The following is a 20,530-nucleotide window of genomic DNA, read 5'->3' as shown; positions in this document are numbered from 1 at the left end:
GTTAGCTATTATACTCCCCAATCGAAAGTAGGCACCCAAAAGATTTATACTTACCCGAAGGAGAGTGTAAGATGAAACGGCATGCCGCCGACCCGGCCATCGAGAGCCAGCGCAAGGTTCCGCCGCCCACGGAAACCGATCCGGTCATCGAGGCGCTGGTTCAGGATATCATCGCCAAGGTGGCGGACAAATGGACGATGCTCATTCTGGAGGTGCTGGAAGAGCATGGCACGCTGCGTTTCACGCAGATCGGCAAACATGTCGGCAGCATCAGCCAGAAGATGCTGACAAAAACGCTGAGACAGATGGAAAGCGACGGGCTGGTGCGCCGCACCGTGCATCCCGTCATCCCGCCGCATGTGGATTATGATCTCACCCATCTCGGCCGCACGCTCGGCAGCGCTTTTTGCGGCGTGTGGATCTGGGCGGAAACGCACCATGCGGACATAGAAGAGGCGCGGCGGCGGTTCAAAGAACAGCCACCGCGCCCCGCAATGGATTAATGTCGCCTTACGCGAACTGGCTGAGGCCCGGAACCGAGGCGATCACCTGGTCAACGGTCTCGTCACCGGCGTGCTGACGGGCAACGGCGATGGTTTCCTTGGCGAGCGTGGAAATCTCGCTCATGCCGATGCCCTGGCTCATCAACTGCTGGCCAAGACCCATGATGCCGCCGCCGCCGATCGCGCTCATCAGTCCGCCCAGCAGACCGCCGCCGCCATTACCGGTACCCTCACCGTTATATTGCGCCACGAGATCGCTGGCGCCCGGAATGGCTTCGATCATCTTGGCGATCGGGCCATCGGCCGCCTCGCGCTGGAGAAAACCGAGAATCATGCCAACGGCCTTTTCGGCCAGCTGAGGGTCGATACCCGCCTTCGCAGCGATCTGATCAACGATTTCGTTCATTCTTGCCTCCTGTTGAAAAACGACGCCAACATCGAATAACTGACGTTAACGTCAACGTAAAACAATCTCATGCCGCATTCAAGCGGCGACGGATAGGTGCGGCAACTTTCATCAAGCGCTTTTTATTCATCGCCATCAAGCAGTTGTTGCGCCTTGAAACTGTCCTTATAAGATCATCACAACCAAACTATGAAAAGGCCGCGTTTACCATCAGCGGTCAAGGCACGCTCGTTACGCTTTTAATTCGGACATGACTTTTGTGAAATCCAGGGTGATTTTAAGGGTCATGCATCAGCCGCAGGAGAAATTGGTCGATGTTGCAGGACGGACAGCTCTATATCGGGACCAGCCGCAATCCGGATGACAGCCTGAACAAGGGCGAATATCTGGAACTGAAATTCGGCAACCGCCATGGCCTCATCACCGGTGCGACGGGAACGGGCAAGACCGTGACGTTGCAGGTTCTCGCCGAAGGCTATTCCAAGGCCGGCGTTCCGGTGTTCTGCGCCGATATCAAGGGTGACCTTTCCGGCATCGCGGCCGAGGGCGAGGCGAAAGACTGGGTGCAGAAACGCGCCGAGCAGATCGGCTTCACCGATTTCTCCTATGGCAAGTCGCCTGTCATCTTCTGGGATCTTTACGGTGAAAAAGGCCATCGCGTACGCGCCACCATCGCCGAAATGGGGCCGCTGCTGCTCGCCCGGCTGATGGACGCATCGGAAGCGCAGGAAGGCGTGCTCAACATCGCCTTCAAGATCGCCGATCAGGGCGGGCTGCCACTGCTCGATCTGAAAGACCTGCAATCGCTCTTGAACTATATGGGCGAAAACGCATCGGCGCTTTCCAGCCAGTTCGGCCTGATTTCCAAGGCCTCGGTCGGCTCGCTGCAACGCGGGCTGCTGGTTCTCGAACAGCAGGGTGCCGCCAATTTCTTCGGTGAGCCGGCGCTGAAGATTGCCGACATCATGCGCGTCGGCGCGGATGGACGCGGCACGGTTTCGGTTCTTGCGGCTGACCGGCTGATGATGAACCCGCGCCTTTACGCCACCTTCCTGCTCTGGATGCTCTCGGAACTGTTTGAAGAACTGCCTGAAGTGGGCGATCCGGAAAAGCCGCGTCTGGTGTTCTTCTTCGATGAAGCACATCTGCTGTTCAACGATGCGCCGAAGGTGCTGGTCGAGCGCGTGGAACAGGTGGTGCGCCTTATCCGCTCCAAGGGCGTCGGTGTTTATTTCGTGACGCAGAACCCGCTCGACGTGCCGGAAACCGTTCTCGCCCAGCTCGGCAACCGTGTGCAGCATGCGCTGCGCGCCTATACGCCGCGCGAACAGAAGGCCGTGCGCACCGCCGCCGACACCTTCCGCCAGAACCCGGCCTTCAACACCGCCGACACCATCACCACGCTCGGCACGGGTGAAGCGTTGATTTCCACCCTGCATGACAAGGGCGCGCCTTCCATCGTGGAACGCACCCTCGTGCGGCCGCCCTCCGGCCGCGTCGGGCCGCTCACCGATGCGGAGCGGAAGTCGCTGATCGATCTCAGCCCCGTCGCCGGCCAATATGACAAGGATATCGACCGGGAATCCGCCTTCGAAATCCTCGCTGCCCGGGCCCAGAAGGCAGCGGAAGCCGAAGCCGCCAAGCGCGCGGAAGAGGAAAATGCCGCCAACCAGTCCGACAACGCTTCCGGACGCTGGCGCCTGCCCGGCTTCGGCGAAGAGGAGCCCGCACCGGCCTCCACCAGCTCGCGCAATGGCGGTACCCGCAAGACCGGCTACCAGCGAGAAACGGTGATCGAAGCGGCGATGAAAAGTGCCGCCCGCTCGGTGGCGACCTCAGTGGGACGGGCGATCGTGCGCGGGATTTTGGGTAGTTTGAAGCGGTAACGGCTAAAGCGGCTTGGCGTCGACAAGCTCGATCTTCAGCTTTTTACCGACTGAACGGGCCGCTCGCTCGAGCGTATCGAGCGAGACTGCAACATTGTGAGGATCGAGTATTCTCTCGACCTGGGTACGACTGGTACCCATTCTCGCAGCCATTTCTGACTTGGTGAGCGATTGCTTCTTTCTGGCTTCTTCGATCTGCCATGCCAAAACTCGCTTGATCGCCTCGCCATAGATTTCTTCTTTTTCGCCAAGCCCATCAAGGAAATCTTCAAGGGTACCGCCGACAGAAGGTTTCGCATCGCTCATTTCTTTTTCCCTTTATCGATCTTTTTCAGTCGCTTGGATCGCTCCTGATGTTCTTTCCAACGCTTGATCGCCAGTTTGATCGCGTCCTGTTGGCCATCTTTGCCCTCTTCCCCGTGAAGCAGGAGCATTATCCCACCATCAACTCCGAAGTAGGTTCTAGCTTCAACACTTCCATTTTTGATGCTGGAACGGACCTCGCGAACACCATCCCTGATCGGCTTACAGGTAGGCATTCCAATTGGCCAACCGAACTCGACCGTTGCAATGTCCGAGCCGATCGTGCGGCGGTCATCCCTATTGAGTGAGATAAGCCAGTCTTTAACAGGCTCTACTCCCTCATCCGTCGCGAAGAATTTCGCCACGATGCGCTTCATATAAAATCCTTGTACCGTATAAGGTTCAATTTGACAAAGTAATTATTCCTGAAACAGGTAATCGCAGCTTCAGCCGTATCTCTCTTATTGGCTCTCAGCCTATCTGCTAACGGCGACAGTCTGACGAGTTGAGTATCGTTTTTTGGTGGAATTTTTCTGCCGCCCCACCCCATTCTCCCGGCCGCCCGCAAAACCCATTGCCTCCCGTCACCAGCGCTGCTAATCATCAAATCGTTCAACTCGTACCAAGAAAGGAGGCTTCGCATGGATATTTCCTGCTTCTGGCGTTACCGCCAGATCCGCCACCTTTCTGCCCTGCAGATGCGTTTGCAGGGCTGACCGGAACTTCCAAGACTCTGGTTTGCCCAAAAGGCCGCGCGGAACGCAGATCGTCTGCCATTACGCATGTTTTCATGACGGATCATCGCGACCGAACAACCCTGCCCGCATGTGGCAGCCAGCTTCGTCGTTGATCCGTTTCGCCAGAGATACATCATGACCCTTATCACGCTTCGAAACCTCGGAATCATTCTGGGCAAGCCGCTTTTTTCCGGTCTCAGCCTCACCATCCATGCGGGAGACCGCATCGGCATCGTCGCCGCGAATGGCTGCGGCAAATCCACCCTGCTCAATTGCCTTGCCGGCAAACTGGATGCCAGCAGCGGCGATATCACCCGGTTGCGCGGGTTGACGCAGTCCATCGTCCACCAGCATCTGCCCCCGGCCCTTCTCCCACGGACAATGCGGGATGCGGTATTATCCGCCCTGCCGGCGGATGTGATCGACAGCGACAGCTGGCGGGCCGACATCATCCTCGACGAGATGGCCGTGCCGGAAAGTTATCGCCATCGCCCGCTGCAAGCGCTGAGCGGTGGCTGGCAGCGGCTTGCCATGCTGGCGCGGGCGTGGATCACCGAGCCGGACCTGTTGCTGCTCGATGAGCCGACCAACCATCTCGACCTTGAAAAAATCAAGGTGCTGGAGGGTTTTCTTCAACAATTGCCGCGCGATACGGCAGTGGTGATCGTCAGCCATGACCGTGCCTTTCTCGACAATGTCACCAAAACCACGCTGTTCCTGCGGCCGGAAAATTCCTCGCTCTTCCGCTTGCCCTATGGCCATGCGCGAAGGGCGCTGGAAGAGGAAGATGCCGCCGATGAACGGCGTTTCGAGCGTGACATGAAGACCGTGCAGCAGTTGCGCCGGCAGGCGGCGAAGCTCAACAATATCGGCATCAACTCGGGCAGCGATCTTCTGACCATCAAGACCAAGCAATTGCGCGAGCGCGCCGAGAAGCTGGAGGAAAAAGCCCGCCCCGCCCATCAGGATCGATCTGCCGGAAAGATCCAGCTTGCCAATCGCGGCACACACGCCAAGGTACTGGTGACGCTGGAGGATATTCCCGTCTCGACGCCGGATGGCACCCTGCTGTTTCGCACCGGCCAGCAATTCATCCGACAGGGCGACCGCATCGTCATTCTCGGCCATAATGGCGTCGGCAAGACGAGGCTGGTTTCGCTTCTGAAGGCGGCAATAAGGGCTGACGAGCCGGTGGCGGAGGGCATCAAGGCCACCCCCTCGCTGGTGGCGGGATATGTCGACCAGTCGCTCGCCGAAATCGATGATGCCAGCACGCCGCTGACACTCATCACACACCGGTTCGACATAGGTGACCAGCGCGCGCACGGGTTGCTGGCCGGTGCAGGCATCGACATGGAAATGCAGAAACGTCGCGTCGCGACGCTTTCCGGCGGGCAGAAGGCGCGGCTTGCCATGCTGGCGCTGCGCCTGACCGAGCCGAATTTCTATCTGCTGGACGAACCGACCAACCATCTCGACATTGAGGGACAGGAAGCGCTGGAGGCGGAAATCACCGGCCGTCAGGCCAGCTGCGTGCTGGTCTCGCACGACCGGAGTTTCGTGCGGGCGGTTGGAACACGGTTCTGGCTGATCGACAAACGCCGGCTGGTGGAAGTCGACGATGCGGAAGCATTTTTCGCCTCGGCATGACTGTTCTCAAAACGAAGGCCCCTCCCGCCAATTCAGTGGCGGGAGGGGCCTGCATCATTATTTCTTCTGCGACAGAAGTGAGAAGAAAGCGCCCTGCGGGTCTTCGCAGTTGACGATCCAGCTTTCGCCGGGAACCTCCATCGGACCGTTGACGACCTTGCCGCCGCCGGTGCTGACACGGGTGATGGCGTCATCAATACCGTCGACATTGAAGTAATAACCCCAATAACAGCCGGGCGCCTGCGGCATACGCTTCATCATGCCGCCGATGGCCTTGCCGTGCTCAGCGAAGATGCGATACGGCCCCATTTCGCCCATGTCGAAATCATGGTCCTTGGTCCAGCCGAAAACCTCGCCATAAAAGGCGGTCGCGCCATCCACATCGCCCGTCATCAGCTCATGCCAGCCGACATGGCCGGGCAGGCTTTGCGCGTCTTCGGGAAAACCGCCGCTCTCCATCGGCAGTGGCGTCATGATGCATAGAACCGCACCATAGGGGTCTGTCACCACCGCAAACCGGCCGATTTCAGGAATATCCTGCGGTTGGCGCATGACGGAGCCGCCCTTTTCCTCGAACTGCCTGGCCGAGGCATCAACATCGTCAACCGCGACATAAGCGGTCCAGTTCGGCGGAATGCCCTGCCCCTTGAGTTCCTCGGTCAGTTCCATGACGCCGCCCATGCCTTTGCCATTGGCTTCCAGCACCAGATAGGGCATTTCCGGCGAACCGAAATCCTTGGTCTGCCAGCCGACGACATGGCCATAAAAGCGGGCGGCCGCCTCCATGTCAGGCGTCATCAGTTCAACCCAGATGAATTTTCCATGTGTATCGGACATCTTCGTCTCCTCAGGAGGTTTGGGCGTCTATATTTGGGATCGCCCGCCGCAGGACGCGGCGGCGCTTGTCGTTGCGGCAAGTTCCGGCAGGGCCTTACCCCTTGCGGCGGAACTCCGATGTCATGAAGGTCTTGAATGTGCCGTCCGGCTGGCGGACGCTGCCGGAAAAGCTGCGATGATTGTCATCATGCAGCACCAGCACGTCGTGATAGGTATCGATGCGGCCGGAACCGTCAAAGGCGGGGCCTTCGGCTTCCAGCGTCAGGGTCTTGCCGTCATCTTCCAGCCAGCCCTTGTAGACCCAGAGATGGGTCATCATCGAGCCTACCCAGGTGCCGACGAAATTGCCCTTTGCCGGGTCAAAACCGACCGTTATCACTGCTGTCATCTGGTCGCCGTCGGGCATCCTGCCGGTGCCCTCGCCGATGATCCACAGTCCGCCGATGGAGCGCACGGTTTCGGTGAAACGCTGGTTCGGATCATCAGGATTATATCCCTCATGGCCGGCAACCATCACCCAGTCGCCGACCAACCTCGACAGGAATTCATGTTCCTTCTGCGGCTTTACGCTTTCCATTTCCATTGTTGTCTCCTCCTCGTCTTCCCGTTTCAATGGCAGCAGGCTGCCGCTTTCGGCGCGTCCTCATACTGATCGTGCCGGCGCACCCAATCCATTACGCCGTCTTCATTACGGCCTTTTGGCACCAGATCGAGCAGCATCAGCGTGCCGAGCGTCTGTTCCGCGCCGCGGGCATAAGTGGAATAGGTGTGGTAGATCCTGCCGTCCTCGCCCCTGGCGAAAACGCTGATGCCGTGCAAATCCTTCAGGTCGCCATAGGGCGCCATTTCGCGATAGTTATAGGTAATTTCGCCGCTGGCCATATCCTCGTCGCGGAAGGAGGCCTGATAATCATAGTTGAAATCAGTGCCTTCGGCGGAAACCCAGGGGAATTTCCAGCCCATGCGGTGTTTGTAGCCTTCGATCTTTTCAAGCGGCGCGCGCGAGACCGCGACGAAGCTCGCATCGCCATGCCTGAGATGGACGAGCGCGCCATCGACGTGATCGGCGAAGAAGGAACAGCCAACGCAGCCCTCCTCCCAGTCAGGCGCCAGCATGAAGTGATAAACGATGAGCTGGCTGCAATCGCCGAACAGTTCCTTCAGCGATTTCGGGCCGGAAGGCGCATCGAAAATATAGTCTTTCGTCACCTCTTCCCAGGGCAATGCGCGCCGCGCCTCGTTCAGCCGATCACGGGCGCGGGTCAGTTCCTTTTCCTTCATCAGCAGATCGCGGCGGGCCGCAAGCCACTCTTCATTCGAAACAACAGGATGAGACATGATCTTTCCTCCTTGGATCCGTCTTTCACCACGGCACCACTCCGCTCCTCCGGAGGGCACCGCCTATTTCTGCATTGAAAGTCATTTAAACCATCAGCGGAGCATCAAGTTCCGCTTGACTAATTAGGTTGATATCAACATATTTATCGCATGTCAAACGCCAGCGTGATTCCTTTTTCGACAACTCTTTTCGTGCGGGACGCCTGTCTTTGCCTGCATGCGCAGCGCGCTGCACGGGCCTTGGCACGGCTGTTCGACAATGCGCTGAAGCCTGTTGGCATCAATAACGGCCAGTTTTCCCTGCTGATGTCGCTCAACCGGCCGGAGCCGCCGCCGATGGGGCCGGTCGCCCATCTTCTGGCCATGGACCGCACGACGCTGACGGCGGCGCTGAAGCCCCTGGAGCGGCGCGGGCTGGTCAGCATCGAACAGGACCCGAAAGACAGGCGCGGCAAACGGCTGCGGCTGACGGCGGATGGCATGGCAGTGCTTGCGGCAGCCTTTCCCATCTGGGAACAGACGCATGCAGAAATCGAAGCGAGGATTGGCAGCGGCGACCCCGACCGGCTGCGCCGCGATCTTATCGATCTAGGCTGACAGCACGACGGCATGACGCCACTTTTATCGGCCAGAATGTCATCGCGCCGTCGTGCTGGAAAACCAGACTAAGGACCCGACGACCCGGAAAATACAATCGAGGAGGAAAGATCATGCGTGCAATCGTTTTTGTAAAAGCCACCAAGAGCAGCGAAGATGGCGTCATGCCCACGACTGAACTCATGGAGGCAATGGGAAAGTTCAACGAGGAACTGGTCAATGCCGGCATCCTGCAATCCGGTGATGGGCTGCACCCCTCCTCCAAGGGCAAGAGGGTTGTGTTTGATGGCGACAGCCGCACCGTGGTTGATGGCCCCTTCCCGCACACCAACGAGCTGGTTGCCGGCTTCTGGCTGTGGAATGTCAAGGACATGGATGAGGCGGTGGCGTGGGTGAAGCGCTGCCCCAACCCGATGCTGGAGCGCAGCGAAATCGAAATCCGCCCGCTGTTCGAAATGGAAGACTTTGGCGATGTCGTAACGCCGGAAATCGCAGCGCATGTGGAAGAGCTGCGCGCCCGTGTGGGCAAGCAGTAGCGGGGCTCAGGCTTACCGCTGGGCCTGAACAGGCCGAGGGCATGCCGCCTGTTTCTTCTCCCCGCCGGGGAGAAGTCCGCTGCAGCGGGATGAGGGGGCAAGCTCTCCGTAAATCTCTACCGTTGCCCCTCATCCGGCCCTTCGGGCCACCTTCTCCCCGGCGGGGAGAAGAAAACGGAGCGCCACCTCAGCCCAGCAGGCCGGCCAGACGCGGGTCATTGGCAAAATCCGAGGCCAAAAACCCCGTGCGGCGCATCGGGAATTCGCACAGGGCCTGCACCCCGGTTTTAGACAGGTGAATGCGCCAGCTCATCCGCTCTACCGGCGTTTTGGCCGCAAAGGCCTTTGGCGACAAAATTGCGATGTTGAGGCCACCGGCGGGATCGCGCACCGAGCGGTAAAGGATGGCTTCAACCTTTGCTTCACGCGCCTGCTCTGCCAATGCCTGACACGGCTCGTAATTTGTGAGATCGGTCCACAGCGCCTCGTTACGGCTCAGCTCCGGTTTCGTCAGATCAAGTGCGGCATCGGTGGCGACACGGGCGGCGAAGGCGGAATATTCGGCGGGATTGGCGGGCAGCGGTGTGCCTGGCGATTCGGCATAAAACAGCAGCCGGTAAAAGGCCATTTCGGCAAGCGCCGTCTCCACCCTGGCGGCGGCGTAATAAACACCCTCGGTGAAACCCGCCCGGCGAAAACGCGAGCCATAGGGATAAGCGGCGCCATAACGGAAGGGCGTGGCGAGAAGATAATCAAGACCGGCGCATTCGGGCGGAAACGGTCGCTTGCTCGTCTCGAGAATATCTTCCAGCAGCGATTGCTCCTCCACCGTATCCACCAGCTTCATGGTGGAAACCTGATGCTGTGCTTCCACCAGCCGCCAGTACTTTCCCGATGTGGCGCGTTTTTCAGACAGGAGCGCGTCGGGCGTCCAGATAGGAGAGGACATCGATCAATCCGGTAATGGTGGTCAGCTTTTCAGCAGGTACGGCGTTCAGCGCAACATTGTGATTGCGCAGCCAGTTTTTCGCAACGGCCTCATCACCGCCGGCAATCGCGTCCAGTGAGCGGAAAACCCGGATCAGCAGCACCGCCAGCTCGAACGATTTGGCGCCCGGCTCCAGCAGGAAATCCAGTCTTTTCATGCGCGAGACGGTGGGGGCGGAAACGCCGAGAATATCCGCCATGCGGGCGGCATTCAGGCCCAGCCGCTCGGCAGCGGCGATAACGGCCTTGGTGACGACCCTGCCCTGCGCTGCAGGATCCATGGCAGTCTTGGCGTGAATATTCATGGCATACATCCTTTCCTTGGAAAGAATATAGCATATTTATTTCTACAAACAAGAAGGCCGGGGATGAACCCCGGCCCTGCTTTTCATGACTGCAATATCAGGCCACAGAAACCGGTACTTCCGTGGAGGTGCGCATGGCGTGGCTATAAGGGCAAACAATATGAGCGGCAGCAACCAGTTCCTCTGCCTTTTCGCGCTCCAGGCCGGGAATGTTGACCTTCAGCGACACTTCGATGCCAAAGCCCGTGCCATCTTCGCGCGGGCCGATGCCGACGGTTGCCGTCACAGTGGTGTCTTCAGGGATCTTTACCTTCTGCTTGCCGGCGACCGCCTTCAGCGCGCCGAGGAAGCAGGCGGAATAACCGGCGGCGAAAAGCTGCTCCGGGTTGGTGCCGCGGGCACCGTCACCGCCCAGTTCCTTCGGAACGGTCAGCGTGACGTCGAGAACGCCGTCTTCCGACTTGGCGTTACCTGCACGGCCACCGGTGGCGGATGCTTTGGTCGTGTAGAGAATAGGCATGGCATTTACTCCCTTCGGGTTGGTGTTGAGTGTTTTATAGCGAACAATTAAATTGTGTGCAATATGATTTTGCACGTTGAATGAAATTTTGTTTTTTGCGATAGTTTTCACGAAATTTCGCCGCACATCCATGTGGCAGGAACCGAAAGCGGGGGCCGATTGTTCCCTCACCGGTTTTATTTTGGAGCAGGACTATGGGCGCAGAGGGCAACGACACGAAGATGGAAAGCCTGTTGAGGCTGGACCAGCAGATATGCTTTGCCCTTTATGGCGCAGCGCACGCTTTCACACGTGCCTATAAACCGCTGCTTGACCCGATCGGACTGACCTATCCGCAATATCTGGTCATGATGGCGCTGTGGGAAAAGCAGACCTCCACGGTCAAGGCGCTTGGCGAAATGCTGGGGCTGGATTCCGGCACGCTCTCACCGCTGCTGAAAAGGCTCGAACATGCAGGGCTGATAACCCGCAAGCGCGGAACGGTGGACGAGCGGCAGGTGCTGGTGGCTCTCACACCAAAGGGCGCCGACCTCAAAAAAGAGGGCGTGAAGATCATGGCGGCCATCGGCGGCGCCACCGGCTGCGGGCTGGAGGAACTGGCCCAGCTGCGGGACCGGGTGAACGCGTTGAAGGACGGTCTTTCGAAGTCTTAATACCCCTCAAAATCTGGGGTGTCGAAAGTATTTATTTACCAATTCCCGATAAAGTTGTATTTATATTTTATGCAGCTAAAATGACTTTTAGCAGCGTTTCCAGCCTCAAAAGCCGGTGAAGGCCTTTTGCGGCAGATTTCAAAAGGCATAGCTATGACTTTGATCTCTGCAAATTCAATGGCGCTGACCATTCTCAATCAAACTTTTTCGGTCCCCCAAATATCAGGCAACGACGCCGCGACCCCGATCCTCGGAATGGTAGCCGGAGGCCAGCAAAAAACTGCGCAAGCCATCGAAACGATTTCGACGCTCGCTTCGCAGGCTACCAAAGCAAAGCTGGAAACCGCCACAAAAAAACAAACCGTCTCCGCCGCCATTCCGCAAGCGACGATGAGCGCTATGAACGCCGCAGCCACGAATATGATGTCGTCGTATTACGTCAATCCAATTGAGCGCACCGCGGAAAACGCGGAGTTCATCGTAACCAACCTGATCACAAGAGCTGCGAGGGCCAGTCCCCGTTATGTACCTGAAATTATTGTGCTGCCGCGTGACGAATATAATGCGCAGTATGCTGAATGGGGCGCAAAACGCATCGCGAATGGTGAAGACGAAGCTCTGGTTAAAAAGCAAGTCGAATATTTCACCAGCGATCGCGCCTATCAGGCCCGGCTGGATTTAGCTGCCCTGAGAACAGCGAACAACGGCTATTACAGCGAAGCATCACGCAGCGATATGTATTATAGCGAGAAAGCTCTAAAAGAATTTTTCGGCTCTGCCATAGCCCTCAAATTTGGGGAAAACGGACAAGTATCCGTAACTCCAGGTATTATTTACTATAATAACGGGCAGAAAATGGTTGATTATAAAGAAAACGGTGAGCTGGAAATATTTGATGAAAATGGAATTATGACAAAAAATTATAGAAAATCAGAACTTCAACCTTACTAGCGTGCTTGCTGCAACAAGTGTGAGCTGTATGTTCTCAGTCTACATGTTCGACGTTTATTCCAAACACAAAACCGATGCTACTTCTGCAGCATTTGATAAAAATTCAGTCAGGCTCCGCCGCCGGTGACGGAGGAGCCTGGTAGTTTATGCGTACACGCCAAACTCGAACATCGAATTGTTCAACGAGGCTGATGAAACCCCGTTCAAAATAACTTCGACATCGGCGACAGTTATACTCGCATATCCGGCAGAGTTATCGATAATCGTCAAGTCGCTGAAGTCATCGGCGATTGCGTTATGAAAACGTAACTTGTCGATCCCGACTTCAAAGTCTTCAACCAAAGTCACGGCAGCTTGCGTCACAAATTGGAAAGTGTCCGCGCCCACACCGCCCCAAAGAATGTCTCTACCCGCTCCCCCATCAAGAAGATCATCATTATCTCCACCAAATAGCTCATCGTTTCCAGACCCACCGCGCACCTGGTCATTTCCGGCTTCACCAAACAACTTGTCTGAGCCGTCTCCGCCGTTAAGCTGGTCGCTTCCGGGTCCGCCGTAAAGATTGTCATCGCCCGCGTCACCGGACAGATTGTCGCTGCCACCCTGACCATCCAGATAGTCATTTCCGGTGCCGCCGAACAGCCAGTCATTGCCAGCGGCATTCAATTGCGCCGGCCAAGGATTTACCTCCGTGGTATCGCCGTACACCACGTCGTCTCCGGCGTTGCCAAAAAGCAAGTCATCACCGCCATCGCCTTCAACTCGTTCCGCAAGCTGACTCCCGACGAATATATTGGTGTTCTCACGGCCATAGATCGTCACGCCGGGCGAAATGTATGTCACGCTCGAAAAATCCGCCATTCCAGCGAAATAAACTGGTTTTACCGGCCAGTAATTAGAGGCGTTAAAGTCGATGCGCTCGACACTATCCAAACCGTTGTGGTCAATCATCACAGCAGTCCAAGAATAGTAGTACTTCGGAGCGACGTAAATCGTGTCCTCACCCGCTCCACCGATAAACTTTTCCCAACCATTTCGAATGCCGCCCAGAGTGCCGGTCTCGCTGCCGCCAAGCTGAAATACGTCGTTTCTCGCTACGCCATAGCGATCACCGTAAAAGATTTCGTAGGGACGTGTACCTACCTGCCAACTATTTGAGAGATAAAGAGTCATGCCATTCACTCCTCGATTAACGACAGAGATATTGGAATGATTGCAATATAGGAAATTCATTTCCGTAAATAATCATGAACAACCCGTGTTTATTATAATAAAAAACCAACAAGAGTCACGTTATTTATAAATATACTATAGAACTGATTATCAACACTAAAAACAATATTGATATATTAGAAATAAATAATGGCCACAACACGCTTCGTGTTGCAGCCATTATTCGTCAATTCATTTACCGGATGCCTTATTAAAGCGTCCAGTTAGACCTACTGCCAAACCACCACACGTGCCTTCTGCGGCACGCGGTCGTAGAGGTCTATGACGTCCTGGTTCATCAGGCGCACGCAGCCGGAAGAGACGGCCTTGCCGATGGAGTTCCATTCCGGCGAGCCGTGCAGGCGGTAAAGCGTGTCCTTGCCGTTCTGGAAGATATAGAGCGCGCGCGCGCCCAGCGGGTTCTTCAGGCCCGGCGGCATGCCGCCATTCTTGGATGAATATTTGGTGAGTTCCGGCTGGCGGGCGACCATTTCGTCTGGCGGGGTCCATTTCGGCCATTTCTGACGCCACTGGATGACACCTTCGCCCGACCAGGCGAAGCCATCGCGGCCGATGCCGACGCCGTAACGCATGGCGCTGCCGCCCTGCTCCACGACATAAAGGAAGCGCGAGCGCGTATCGACAACGACGGTGCCGGGGCGTTCGCCGGTCGGGTCGACGACCCGCTGGCGGTAATAACGCCGGTCGATTTTCTGATAGGGTACGGCGGGGATGACGTAACCGCCATCTTCAACCGAGCCGTACATGACGGCCAGTTCTGCATCGCTGACGCCGGGCGAGAACATCTGGCGGAAATCGCTGCCGATGGCGCTCGCCTGCTGGCGGATGGCGTCTCCCGTGCCGGATGAAGCGCAGCCCGCCAGAAGCGAAACGGAGGAGATGCCGAGAAGGGAAAGAAAGGTGCGTCTGGAAAGATCTGTGTCGGTGCTTGTCATAAGGCCGGTTTGTCCCACATTTCGAACGGCTATATCGCCGTTGTACGTCGTTTGTTCCGTATCATGCGTATTGCGAAAATAGTTAACCGACCGCTAAAAGCCAGTCACAAGGCGCCGGCGGATTGGAGCCCGCATCTCTTTCTTTTAGAACGTGGTCAGATAACCACAATCTGCGCCCCTTTGGGCACACGCTCGTAAAGATCAATGACATCCTGATTGAGCATGCGCACGCAGCCGGAGGACGTCGCCTTGCCGACGGACTGCCAGTCCGGCGTGCCGTGCACGCGGTAAAGCGTGTCCTTGCCGTCCTTGAAAATATAAAGCGCACGCGCGCCGAGCGGATTGTTGAGGCCCGGCGTCATGCCGCCATTGGCCGCCGAGATGGAGGTAAGCTCCGGCTGGCGCTTGACCATTTCGTCCGGCGGCGTCCAGCGCGGCCATTTCGCCTTCCACTGGATCTTGCCGCGGCCCGACCACGCATAACCATCGCGCCCGAGACCGACGCCGTAACGGATCGCCTTGCCGCCCGGCTGCACCAGATAAAGGAAATGCTGTTTGGTATCGACGATGATGGTGCCGGGCGCTTCCGCCGTCTGATAGCTCACTTCCTGCCGCAGATAACGCGGGTCGATGCGGCCATAAGGAATAGCGGGAAGAGAACGGTCCTCGTCGCGGATCGGGCCATACATGACCCGATGCAGCGGATTGGAAACCGGCAGGCCATAGGTCACCATGCGATCCGGGGCGAGCGGTGCGGCCTGACCCTGCACCTGCGGCGCGCTCAGGCCCTGCCCGCGCACCGGCGGGCCGTATTCCTGATGGAAGCGGGTTCTGAACAGATCCGGCGGACGCGTCGAAAGTTGCCCCGGCTGTGGCGGCAGTTCCGGCTGACGGTTCGAGCTGACGGAATTGAAGTTGAAGACCGGCGCCGTTTCCCGCACGAAGACATCCGGGTCCATCCGGGTCGTATCCGTCACGAAAAGGCAGCCGCTGAGGAGCGGCAGAGCCACAAGACCCGCCAGAGAGGCCGCCCGGCGGCAGTGTTTCATAAAGAGTGCTGTCATCTGAACCGCTTCATGGAATCCAATATGGCTGCATGATGAACCGCGCGGCTGGCGCGAAGCTGGTGTGCGCTTTTCAAAAAAAATCGAAAAATCGCATTTTTGCCCTTGAACCTCTAGTTGCTAGAGGTGCCAGATTGGCTGTCGACTGGAATTCAGGAGCGAAAACCATGAATATTTCGACACGCGGCAATCTGAACGGGGAATCGGGAGACCTGACCTTCACGGTCGGCGGCATGGATTGCGGCAGCTGTGCGGCGAAGATCGAAACCGCGCTCTCCCGCCTGCCCGGCGTTGCCGACGTCAAGGTGTCCGTTGCACGCGAAAGGTTGAACCTGTCGCTGGCGGAAGACAAGACATCGGTCGCAAAGATCGAGGATACGCTGCGCAAGCTCGGTTTCAAGCCCGCTTTGCTGCCGCAGGAGAAGGCTCCGCGCGAAAAGATCGCAGCGGAACCTCACGACCACGACCATTCATCGTGCGGAGGTCACCACCCTGCGGAAGCCGCCCCCAGCATCGAGCACAACAATGCCCTGACCTTTTCGGTCGGCGGCATGGATTGTGGCAGCTGCGCCGCGAAGATCGAAACCGCGCTCTCCCGCCTGCCCGGTGTTGCCGACGTCAAGGTGTCGGTTGCGCGGGAAAGACTGAACCTCTCGCTTGCCGAAAACACAACCCCGACCGCAAAAATCGAGGATACGCTGCGCAAGCTCGGCTTCAAACCCGCCTTGCTGCCACAAGACAAATCGGCGCGGGGCAAGGCGGAAGATAACGGGCACGACCACGGGTCCTGCAACGGCGATCATGATCATTCAGGCCATGATCACTCTGGCCATGATCATTCCGGGCACGATCATGCGGACCATGACCACGCCAATTGCGGCGGCCACGACCATGATCACGCCGGGCATTCGCATGCAAAGGCACAGCCCGCGGCCGTGACGCCAAGCGCCGAGGTGGGACACGCCCATGGCGCGGATGAAAAGGGGGCATGGTGGCGCACGGCGAAGGCCCGAAACACCTTCACCGGCACCATTCTGGTCGCGGCCGCCTATGCGGCGGAACTCACCTTTCCTGCCTGGGGCGGTTATGCCTTTATCGTCGCCACGCTGGTGACGCTGTTTCCGATTGCACGCAATGCCTTCAACGCCGCCCGTTTCGGCGCGGTCTTCACCATCGAGATGCTGATGACCATTGCCGCCATCGGCGCGATCTTCATCGGCGAGGCGGAAGAAGCCGCCATCGTCGTGCTGCTCTTTTCGATCGGCGAACTGCTTGAAGGCTTTGCGGCCGCACGCGCCCGTTCCGGCATCAAGGCGCTTGGCTCATTGCTGCCGAAAACCGCGCTGGTCGAGGAAAACGGCACACTCCGTCAGGTCGCTGCCGATCAGGTCCGCATAGGCCAGGTGGTCGTGGCCCGTCCCGGTGACCGCATCGCTGCCGACGGCGTGGTGATGGAGGGCGAATCGAGCGTCGATGAATCGCCGATGACCGGCGAGAGCATCCCGGTTGCCAAGGAAAAAGGCGCCCGCGTCTTTGCCGGTTCGATCAACCATGACGGTTCGCTGCGCATCCGTGTCGACCGCGCGCCGGAAGACAACACCATTGCCCGTATCATCACGCTTGTCGAGGAAGCCCAGGATGCGCGCGCGCCGACCGAACGCTTCATCCAGAATTTCTCGCGTTATTACATGCCGCTGATCGTGGCGATTTCGGCTCTGACCATCGTCGTGCCGCCGCTTGCCGGTCTCGGTGACTGGGATACCTGGATCTATCGCGGTCTCGCTTTGCTGCTGATCGGTTGCCCCTGCGCGCTGGTCATCTCCGTTCCCGCGGCAATAGCCTCCAGCCTTTCGGCTGCGGCCCGCCACGGCATGCTGGTGAAGGGCGGCGCCGTCATCGAAATGCTGGCGCGCACCGAAATTGTCGCCTTCGACAAAACGGGCACGCTGACGCTCGGCGAACCTGTGGTGACCGACGTGGTAGCGCTTGACGGCAACGAGGCAGGGCTGATCGCCGAAGCCGCCACCATCGAGCATGAATCGAGCCATCCGCTTGCCAGAGCCATCGTCAACCACGCCGAAAAGGCCGGCGTGAAGCCGCTGCCCGGTTCCGACATCAAGGCGATTTCCGGTCGCGGCATGCAGGGCACCGTTGGCGGAAAGCGCCTGTTCATCGGCGCTCCGCGCTTTGCAACCGAAGTCGGCACCCTCTCGAATGAGCTGGCCGACCGCATCACGGCACTTGAAAGCGAAGGCAAGACGGTGGCCGTGGTCATGGCCGGCGGGGTGGCTAGCGGTCTCTTCGCCATGCGCGACGAACCGCGCAAGGATGCGGCCGAAGGCATCAAGGCGCTGAAGGAGATGGGCATTTCCTCGCTGATGCTGTCGGGCGACAATGCCCGCACGGCGCGTGCCATCGGCAACAAGCTGGGTCTTGAAGCACGCGGCGAACTGTTGCCGCAGAACAAGGTCGAGGAAATCCGCAAGCTCGCCGCAAAGAAGACCGTGGTGATGGTGGGTGACGGCATCAACGATGCGCCGGCGCTTGCCGCCGCCAGCGTCGGCGTCGCCATCGGCTCCGGCACGGACGTGGCAATGGAAGCGGCGGATGCGGCGCTGATGCGCAACAATGTCGGCGATGCCGCCCGCCTCATCGGCCTCTCACGCGCCACCATGAGCAACATCCGCCAGAACGTGGCGATTTCTCTCGGCCTCAAGGCAGTGTTTCTGGTCACGACCGTCACCGGCCTTTCCGGCCTGTGGCTCGCCGTCTTTGCCGACACAGGTGCCACGGTGCTGGTGACCGCCAATGCCATGCGGCTGCTCGGTTATTTCAATCGCAGCAAAGCCTGACCACAGCCAAGTTCAAACCGGCCGAGCCTCCTCATTCGGGCTCAGCCGGTCCAACTTTCAGCATATTGACAAACTAATTGCGTACAATAAATACGGCGTACCGCCGTTCCCACGCGCGTGATAGTCGATTCCACACGCAGGAGCGCTGAACTTGTCAAAGCATGGCTATAACCGCATTGCTTATCGTGCGATCAAGATCGGCGGAAATATCGTCAAGGTTATCTTTTCCATCGATTTGTTTCTCCGGCCGGGCAGAAGAAAAACACTTCCCGATCATCGGCCTGCGCGACGCCAGCCAAAATCGGAAAAAGCTATTCCGCGCATCATCTGGCAGACGAATTACTCCAACCGCGTCACAACGCCGATCTATGCGAATTTCCTGTTCAATCGTTTGCTGACCCCGGAATTCGAATATCGTTACCATGATGACGAGGCGTGCCAGGCCTATATCGACCGCCATTTTCCCGGACGTTACGCCGATGCCTTCCGCCGGTTGCAAGTCGGCGCTGCAAAGGCGGATTTCTGGCGTGTTCTGGTCCTTTTACAGGACGGCGGCATCTATCTTGATATCGATTCCAATTTCGCGGCGCGCCCGGAAGATGCGATCAGCCCAGACGAAGAAGCCGTTTTCATCGCCATGAAAGACGGCGAAGTGACGAATTACTTCATGGCCTCCAGACCGGGTCATCCGGCGCTTAAACTAATTGCCGATCGTATTGCCCAGAATATCGAAGAAGGCACCCTCGTCAGCGTCTATGATATGACCGGCCCGACGGTGGTGCATGCCGTGGTCAAGGAACTCGGAGTGCCTGTTCGCAATTACCGGGAAATGTGTACCCAAGGGCAATTCACCAACAAGCGTGCCCAATATGCCGATAAAAAAGATGGCGCATGGTGGAAAGAGCAGGCCAAGACGTCGATCGTCAAAAATCAGGGCGCGCTGCCCCCGGCGGCAGAATAACGCGTTTTAGGCGAAGCCGTTAAAAAAGCGGATGCTTTCCACCACTGCGCCCGGAACCACGCCATTGTGGGTGCCGGGCAGCAGTTTTTTGTCCACCTTGAACCCGGACATCAGGGCACGATCCACGAACAGCTGGTGATCGGCATCGAAAGGCCGCTCCTCATCGCCGCGCAGCAACAGGGCCGGACATTTGAGGCTGGGGCCGAAACAGACCGAGGAGCGCATGATGAATTCGCGCTCGTCAGTTTCGTCGAAACAGATCTCGTCCGAATAGCGGTTGAAATAACGCCATGAATTGACGCCCGCCGACATGGGGGCCGCTGCACGGAATTTGCGGCTCATGGCGGCAAGCAACGTCAGCGTGCCGCCATTGGAATGGCCGGCGATGAAGAAACGTTTTTTATCGATGCCGGGCAGGTTTTCCAGATAGGTGGCAGCCGCCAGCGCATCCGCCGTTTCATTGTAAAAACCGGAATAATTACCACTCTGGCCGTTCTCGCCCCGGAAAGACGGCAGCAGCACGACAAAACCAGCCTCCCAATAGGGCTTCATCAGCGCCCAGTGGCCGTCTCCCGTGGCATTGCCGCCGTGCAGGAAAAGCACTGCCGGCTTTGGTGTTTTGGACGGCTGATAGTGAGAGAGCCAGGCGACGAGCTCGATGGAACCATCCGGCCCGCCGGGATAGGTGACGCGTTCCGCGCCGGGCGGCGTGCCAAGCGCCGAGGATTTTTCCGGCGCGGCCATCTTGCGCAGCAAGCGGGTATGAAAATGTTGGCGGGCCTCCGCGTAATCCTGCCGTTCCAGCGGCAGAACCTCGGGGGCGACAATGCCGGCTTTCGCACCCTGCGGCAGAAGTGCTGCCACCGACAGGCCCATGGCGCCGGCAAGCAGGCCGCGCCGCGTCAGGCCCTGGCATATCACGCCGCTCTCTTCCTGTCCGAAGGCTGAGGAAAGAAAGCGTTTATCGGCCATGGGTGCACTCTGAGGACGGGGATGGAGGTATTAGCAGTTCAGCACTGCGGCGGGAGACTGTCCAATCACGGATTCGCGAATGACAACAATGTATTCGCAGCCATCGTGGCAATTTCTGGACGGCGCAATGTTTCCTGCCTGATAACTGGCTCCCTCTCCGTCATACCGGCCTCAAGCCGGTATCCAGCCAGCCCAAGTCCTTGGGCGTAAAAACCCCTCTCGCCGCGCCGACGCGCGGCGGCTGGATTCCGGCTCGGGGCCGGAATGACGGAACTAGAGGCAGGGCTAGCTACAGTAAATTTCG

Annotated in this window: 22 protein-coding genes; 9 read left to right on the top strand and 13 right to left on the bottom strand. The window is 58.2% G+C overall.

The window, feature by feature from the left end:
- The first annotated feature begins 71 nt into the window (after positions 1 to 71).
- Positions 72 to 503 (top strand): winged helix-turn-helix transcriptional regulator, encoded by a 432-nt coding sequence (locus PL640_RS03830; protein WP_142839320.1) that lies wholly within the window; start codon positions 72 to 74, stop codon positions 501 to 503.
- Between the two features lie 7 nt (positions 504 to 510).
- Here PL640_RS03830 and PL640_RS03825 read toward each other — a convergent pair whose 3' ends face one another.
- Positions 511 to 909, bottom strand: coding sequence for a DUF937 domain-containing protein (locus tag PL640_RS03825; protein ID WP_046798576.1), 399 nt, complete (start codon positions 907 to 909; stop codon positions 511 to 513).
- 314 nt (positions 910 to 1,223) lie between these two features.
- Between PL640_RS03825 and PL640_RS03820 the strand changes: the two genes are divergently transcribed.
- Complete coding sequence (locus PL640_RS03820) at positions 1,224 to 2,795, top strand: helicase HerA-like C-terminal domain-containing protein (protein ID WP_271360842.1); 1,572 nt, start codon at positions 1,224 to 1,226, stop codon at positions 2,793 to 2,795.
- A gap of 3 nt (positions 2,796 to 2,798) precedes the next feature.
- Here PL640_RS03820 and PL640_RS03815 read toward each other — a convergent pair whose 3' ends face one another.
- The gene (locus PL640_RS03815) at positions 2,799 to 3,101 is read right to left on the bottom strand and encodes a helix-turn-helix domain-containing protein (protein WP_271360841.1); all 303 of its coding nucleotides are present in this window, start codon (positions 3,099 to 3,101) and stop codon (positions 2,799 to 2,801) included.
- A complete protein-coding gene (locus tag PL640_RS03810; protein WP_271360840.1) occupies positions 3,098 to 3,475 on the bottom strand; it encodes a type II toxin-antitoxin system RelE/ParE family toxin in 378 nt (125 codons plus the stop codon). Before PL640_RS03810 ends, PL640_RS03815 begins: the two co-directional genes overlap by 4 nt.
- Positions 3,476 to 3,970: 495 nt before the next feature.
- On the opposite strand from PL640_RS03810, the gene PL640_RS03805 reads away from it, so the two are divergent.
- Positions 3,971 to 5,485: an ABC-F family ATP-binding cassette domain-containing protein gene (locus tag PL640_RS03805; RefSeq protein ID WP_271360839.1), complete on the top strand. Its 1,515-nt coding sequence runs from the start codon at positions 3,971 to 3,973 to the stop codon at positions 5,483 to 5,485.
- Positions 5,486 to 5,542: 57 nt separating this feature from the next.
- Here the strand turns inward: PL640_RS03805 and PL640_RS03800 are convergent, their stop codons facing one another.
- The 3 genes from PL640_RS03800 to PL640_RS03790 form a co-directional block, all read right to left on the bottom strand.
- Positions 5,543 to 6,322, bottom strand: a complete 780-nt coding sequence (locus tag PL640_RS03800) for a VOC family protein (protein WP_271360838.1) — start codon at positions 6,320 to 6,322, stop codon at positions 5,543 to 5,545.
- 94 nt (positions 6,323 to 6,416) lie between these two features.
- Positions 6,417 to 6,905, bottom strand: coding sequence for a DUF1579 domain-containing protein (locus PL640_RS03795; RefSeq protein WP_269698505.1), 489 nt, complete (start codon positions 6,903 to 6,905; stop codon positions 6,417 to 6,419).
- A 26-nt stretch (positions 6,906 to 6,931) separates the two neighbouring features.
- On the bottom strand, positions 6,932 to 7,660 hold the full coding sequence (locus tag PL640_RS03790; RefSeq protein ID WP_271360837.1) for a DUF899 domain-containing protein: 729 nt from the start codon (positions 7,658 to 7,660) through the stop codon (positions 6,932 to 6,934).
- Between the two features lie 150 nt (positions 7,661 to 7,810).
- Here PL640_RS03790 and PL640_RS03785 point away from each other — a divergent pair, with 150 nt between their 5' ends.
- Together PL640_RS03785 and PL640_RS03780 are read left to right on the top strand one after the other, a co-directional pair.
- Positions 7,811 to 8,257: a MarR family winged helix-turn-helix transcriptional regulator gene (locus PL640_RS03785; RefSeq protein WP_142839314.1), complete on the top strand. Its 447-nt coding sequence runs from the start codon at positions 7,811 to 7,813 to the stop codon at positions 8,255 to 8,257.
- 113 nt (positions 8,258 to 8,370) lie between these two features.
- Positions 8,371 to 8,793, top strand: a complete 423-nt coding sequence (locus PL640_RS03780) for a YciI family protein (RefSeq protein WP_271360836.1) — start codon at positions 8,371 to 8,373, stop codon at positions 8,791 to 8,793.
- Positions 8,794 to 8,980: 187 nt separating this feature from the next.
- Here the strand turns inward: PL640_RS03780 and PL640_RS03775 are convergent, their stop codons facing one another.
- The 3 genes from PL640_RS03775 to PL640_RS03765 form a co-directional block, all read right to left on the bottom strand.
- The gene (locus PL640_RS03775) at positions 8,981 to 9,742 is read right to left on the bottom strand and encodes an RES family NAD+ phosphorylase (RefSeq protein WP_271360834.1); all 762 of its coding nucleotides are present in this window, start codon (positions 9,740 to 9,742) and stop codon (positions 8,981 to 8,983) included.
- On the bottom strand, positions 9,702 to 10,085 hold the full coding sequence (locus tag PL640_RS03770; RefSeq protein WP_269698508.1) for an MbcA/ParS/Xre antitoxin family protein: 384 nt from the start codon (positions 10,083 to 10,085) through the stop codon (positions 9,702 to 9,704). Before PL640_RS03770 ends, PL640_RS03775 begins: the two co-directional genes overlap by 41 nt.
- A gap of 97 nt (positions 10,086 to 10,182) precedes the next feature.
- Complete coding sequence (locus PL640_RS03765; RefSeq protein WP_003511906.1) at positions 10,183 to 10,605, bottom strand: organic hydroperoxide resistance protein; 423 nt, start codon at positions 10,603 to 10,605, stop codon at positions 10,183 to 10,185.
- A gap of 194 nt (positions 10,606 to 10,799) precedes the next feature.
- Between PL640_RS03765 and PL640_RS03760 the strand changes: the two genes are divergently transcribed.
- Positions 10,800 to 11,258: a MarR family winged helix-turn-helix transcriptional regulator gene (locus PL640_RS03760; RefSeq protein WP_142839311.1), complete on the top strand. Its 459-nt coding sequence runs from the start codon at positions 10,800 to 10,802 to the stop codon at positions 11,256 to 11,258.
- A 177-nt stretch (positions 11,259 to 11,435) separates the two neighbouring features.
- Positions 11,436 to 12,209 carry a hypothetical protein gene (locus tag PL640_RS03755; RefSeq protein ID WP_271360833.1) on the top strand — a complete coding sequence of 258 codons (774 nt, stop codon included), beginning with the start codon at positions 11,436 to 11,438 and terminating at the stop codon, positions 12,207 to 12,209.
- Between the two features lie 144 nt (positions 12,210 to 12,353).
- On the opposite strand, the gene PL640_RS03750 is transcribed toward PL640_RS03755, so the two are convergent.
- The 3 genes from PL640_RS03750 to PL640_RS03740 form a co-directional block, all read right to left on the bottom strand.
- Positions 12,354 to 13,382 (bottom strand): calcium-binding protein, encoded by a 1,029-nt coding sequence (locus tag PL640_RS03750; protein ID WP_271360832.1) that lies wholly within the window; start codon positions 13,380 to 13,382, stop codon positions 12,354 to 12,356.
- Between the two features lie 269 nt (positions 13,383 to 13,651).
- Positions 13,652 to 14,377 (bottom strand): L,D-transpeptidase, encoded by a 726-nt coding sequence (locus PL640_RS03745; RefSeq protein ID WP_271360831.1) that lies wholly within the window; start codon positions 14,375 to 14,377, stop codon positions 13,652 to 13,654.
- A gap of 155 nt (positions 14,378 to 14,532) precedes the next feature.
- A complete protein-coding gene (locus tag PL640_RS03740) occupies positions 14,533 to 15,441 on the bottom strand; it encodes a L,D-transpeptidase (RefSeq protein WP_142839308.1) in 909 nt (302 codons plus the stop codon).
- 167 nt (positions 15,442 to 15,608) lie between these two features.
- Between PL640_RS03740 and PL640_RS03735 the strand changes: the two genes are divergently transcribed.
- Both PL640_RS03735 and PL640_RS03730 read left to right on the top strand, forming a co-directional pair.
- Positions 15,609 to 18,293, top strand: a complete 2,685-nt coding sequence (locus PL640_RS03735) for a heavy metal translocating P-type ATPase (protein ID WP_271360830.1) — start codon at positions 15,609 to 15,611, stop codon at positions 18,291 to 18,293.
- Positions 18,294 to 18,444: 151 nt separating this feature from the next.
- Complete coding sequence (locus tag PL640_RS03730) at positions 18,445 to 19,254, top strand: glycosyltransferase family 32 protein (RefSeq protein WP_269698512.1); 810 nt, start codon at positions 18,445 to 18,447, stop codon at positions 19,252 to 19,254.
- 6 nt (positions 19,255 to 19,260) lie between these two features.
- Here PL640_RS03730 and PL640_RS03725 read toward each other — a convergent pair whose 3' ends face one another.
- A complete protein-coding gene (locus PL640_RS03725) occupies positions 19,261 to 20,226 on the bottom strand; it encodes an alpha/beta hydrolase family protein (RefSeq protein ID WP_271360829.1) in 966 nt (321 codons plus the stop codon).
- Positions 20,227 to 20,530 lie beyond the last annotated feature (304 nt).

The sequence above is a fragment of the Agrobacterium sp. ST15.16.024 genome (assembly GCF_027956545.1).
Taxonomy (GTDB): Bacteria; Pseudomonadota; Alphaproteobacteria; order Rhizobiales; family Rhizobiaceae; genus Agrobacterium; species Agrobacterium cucumeris.
The sequence above is the reverse complement of the archived record's forward strand: the minus strand, read 5'-3'. Positions and strand labels throughout refer to the sequence as shown.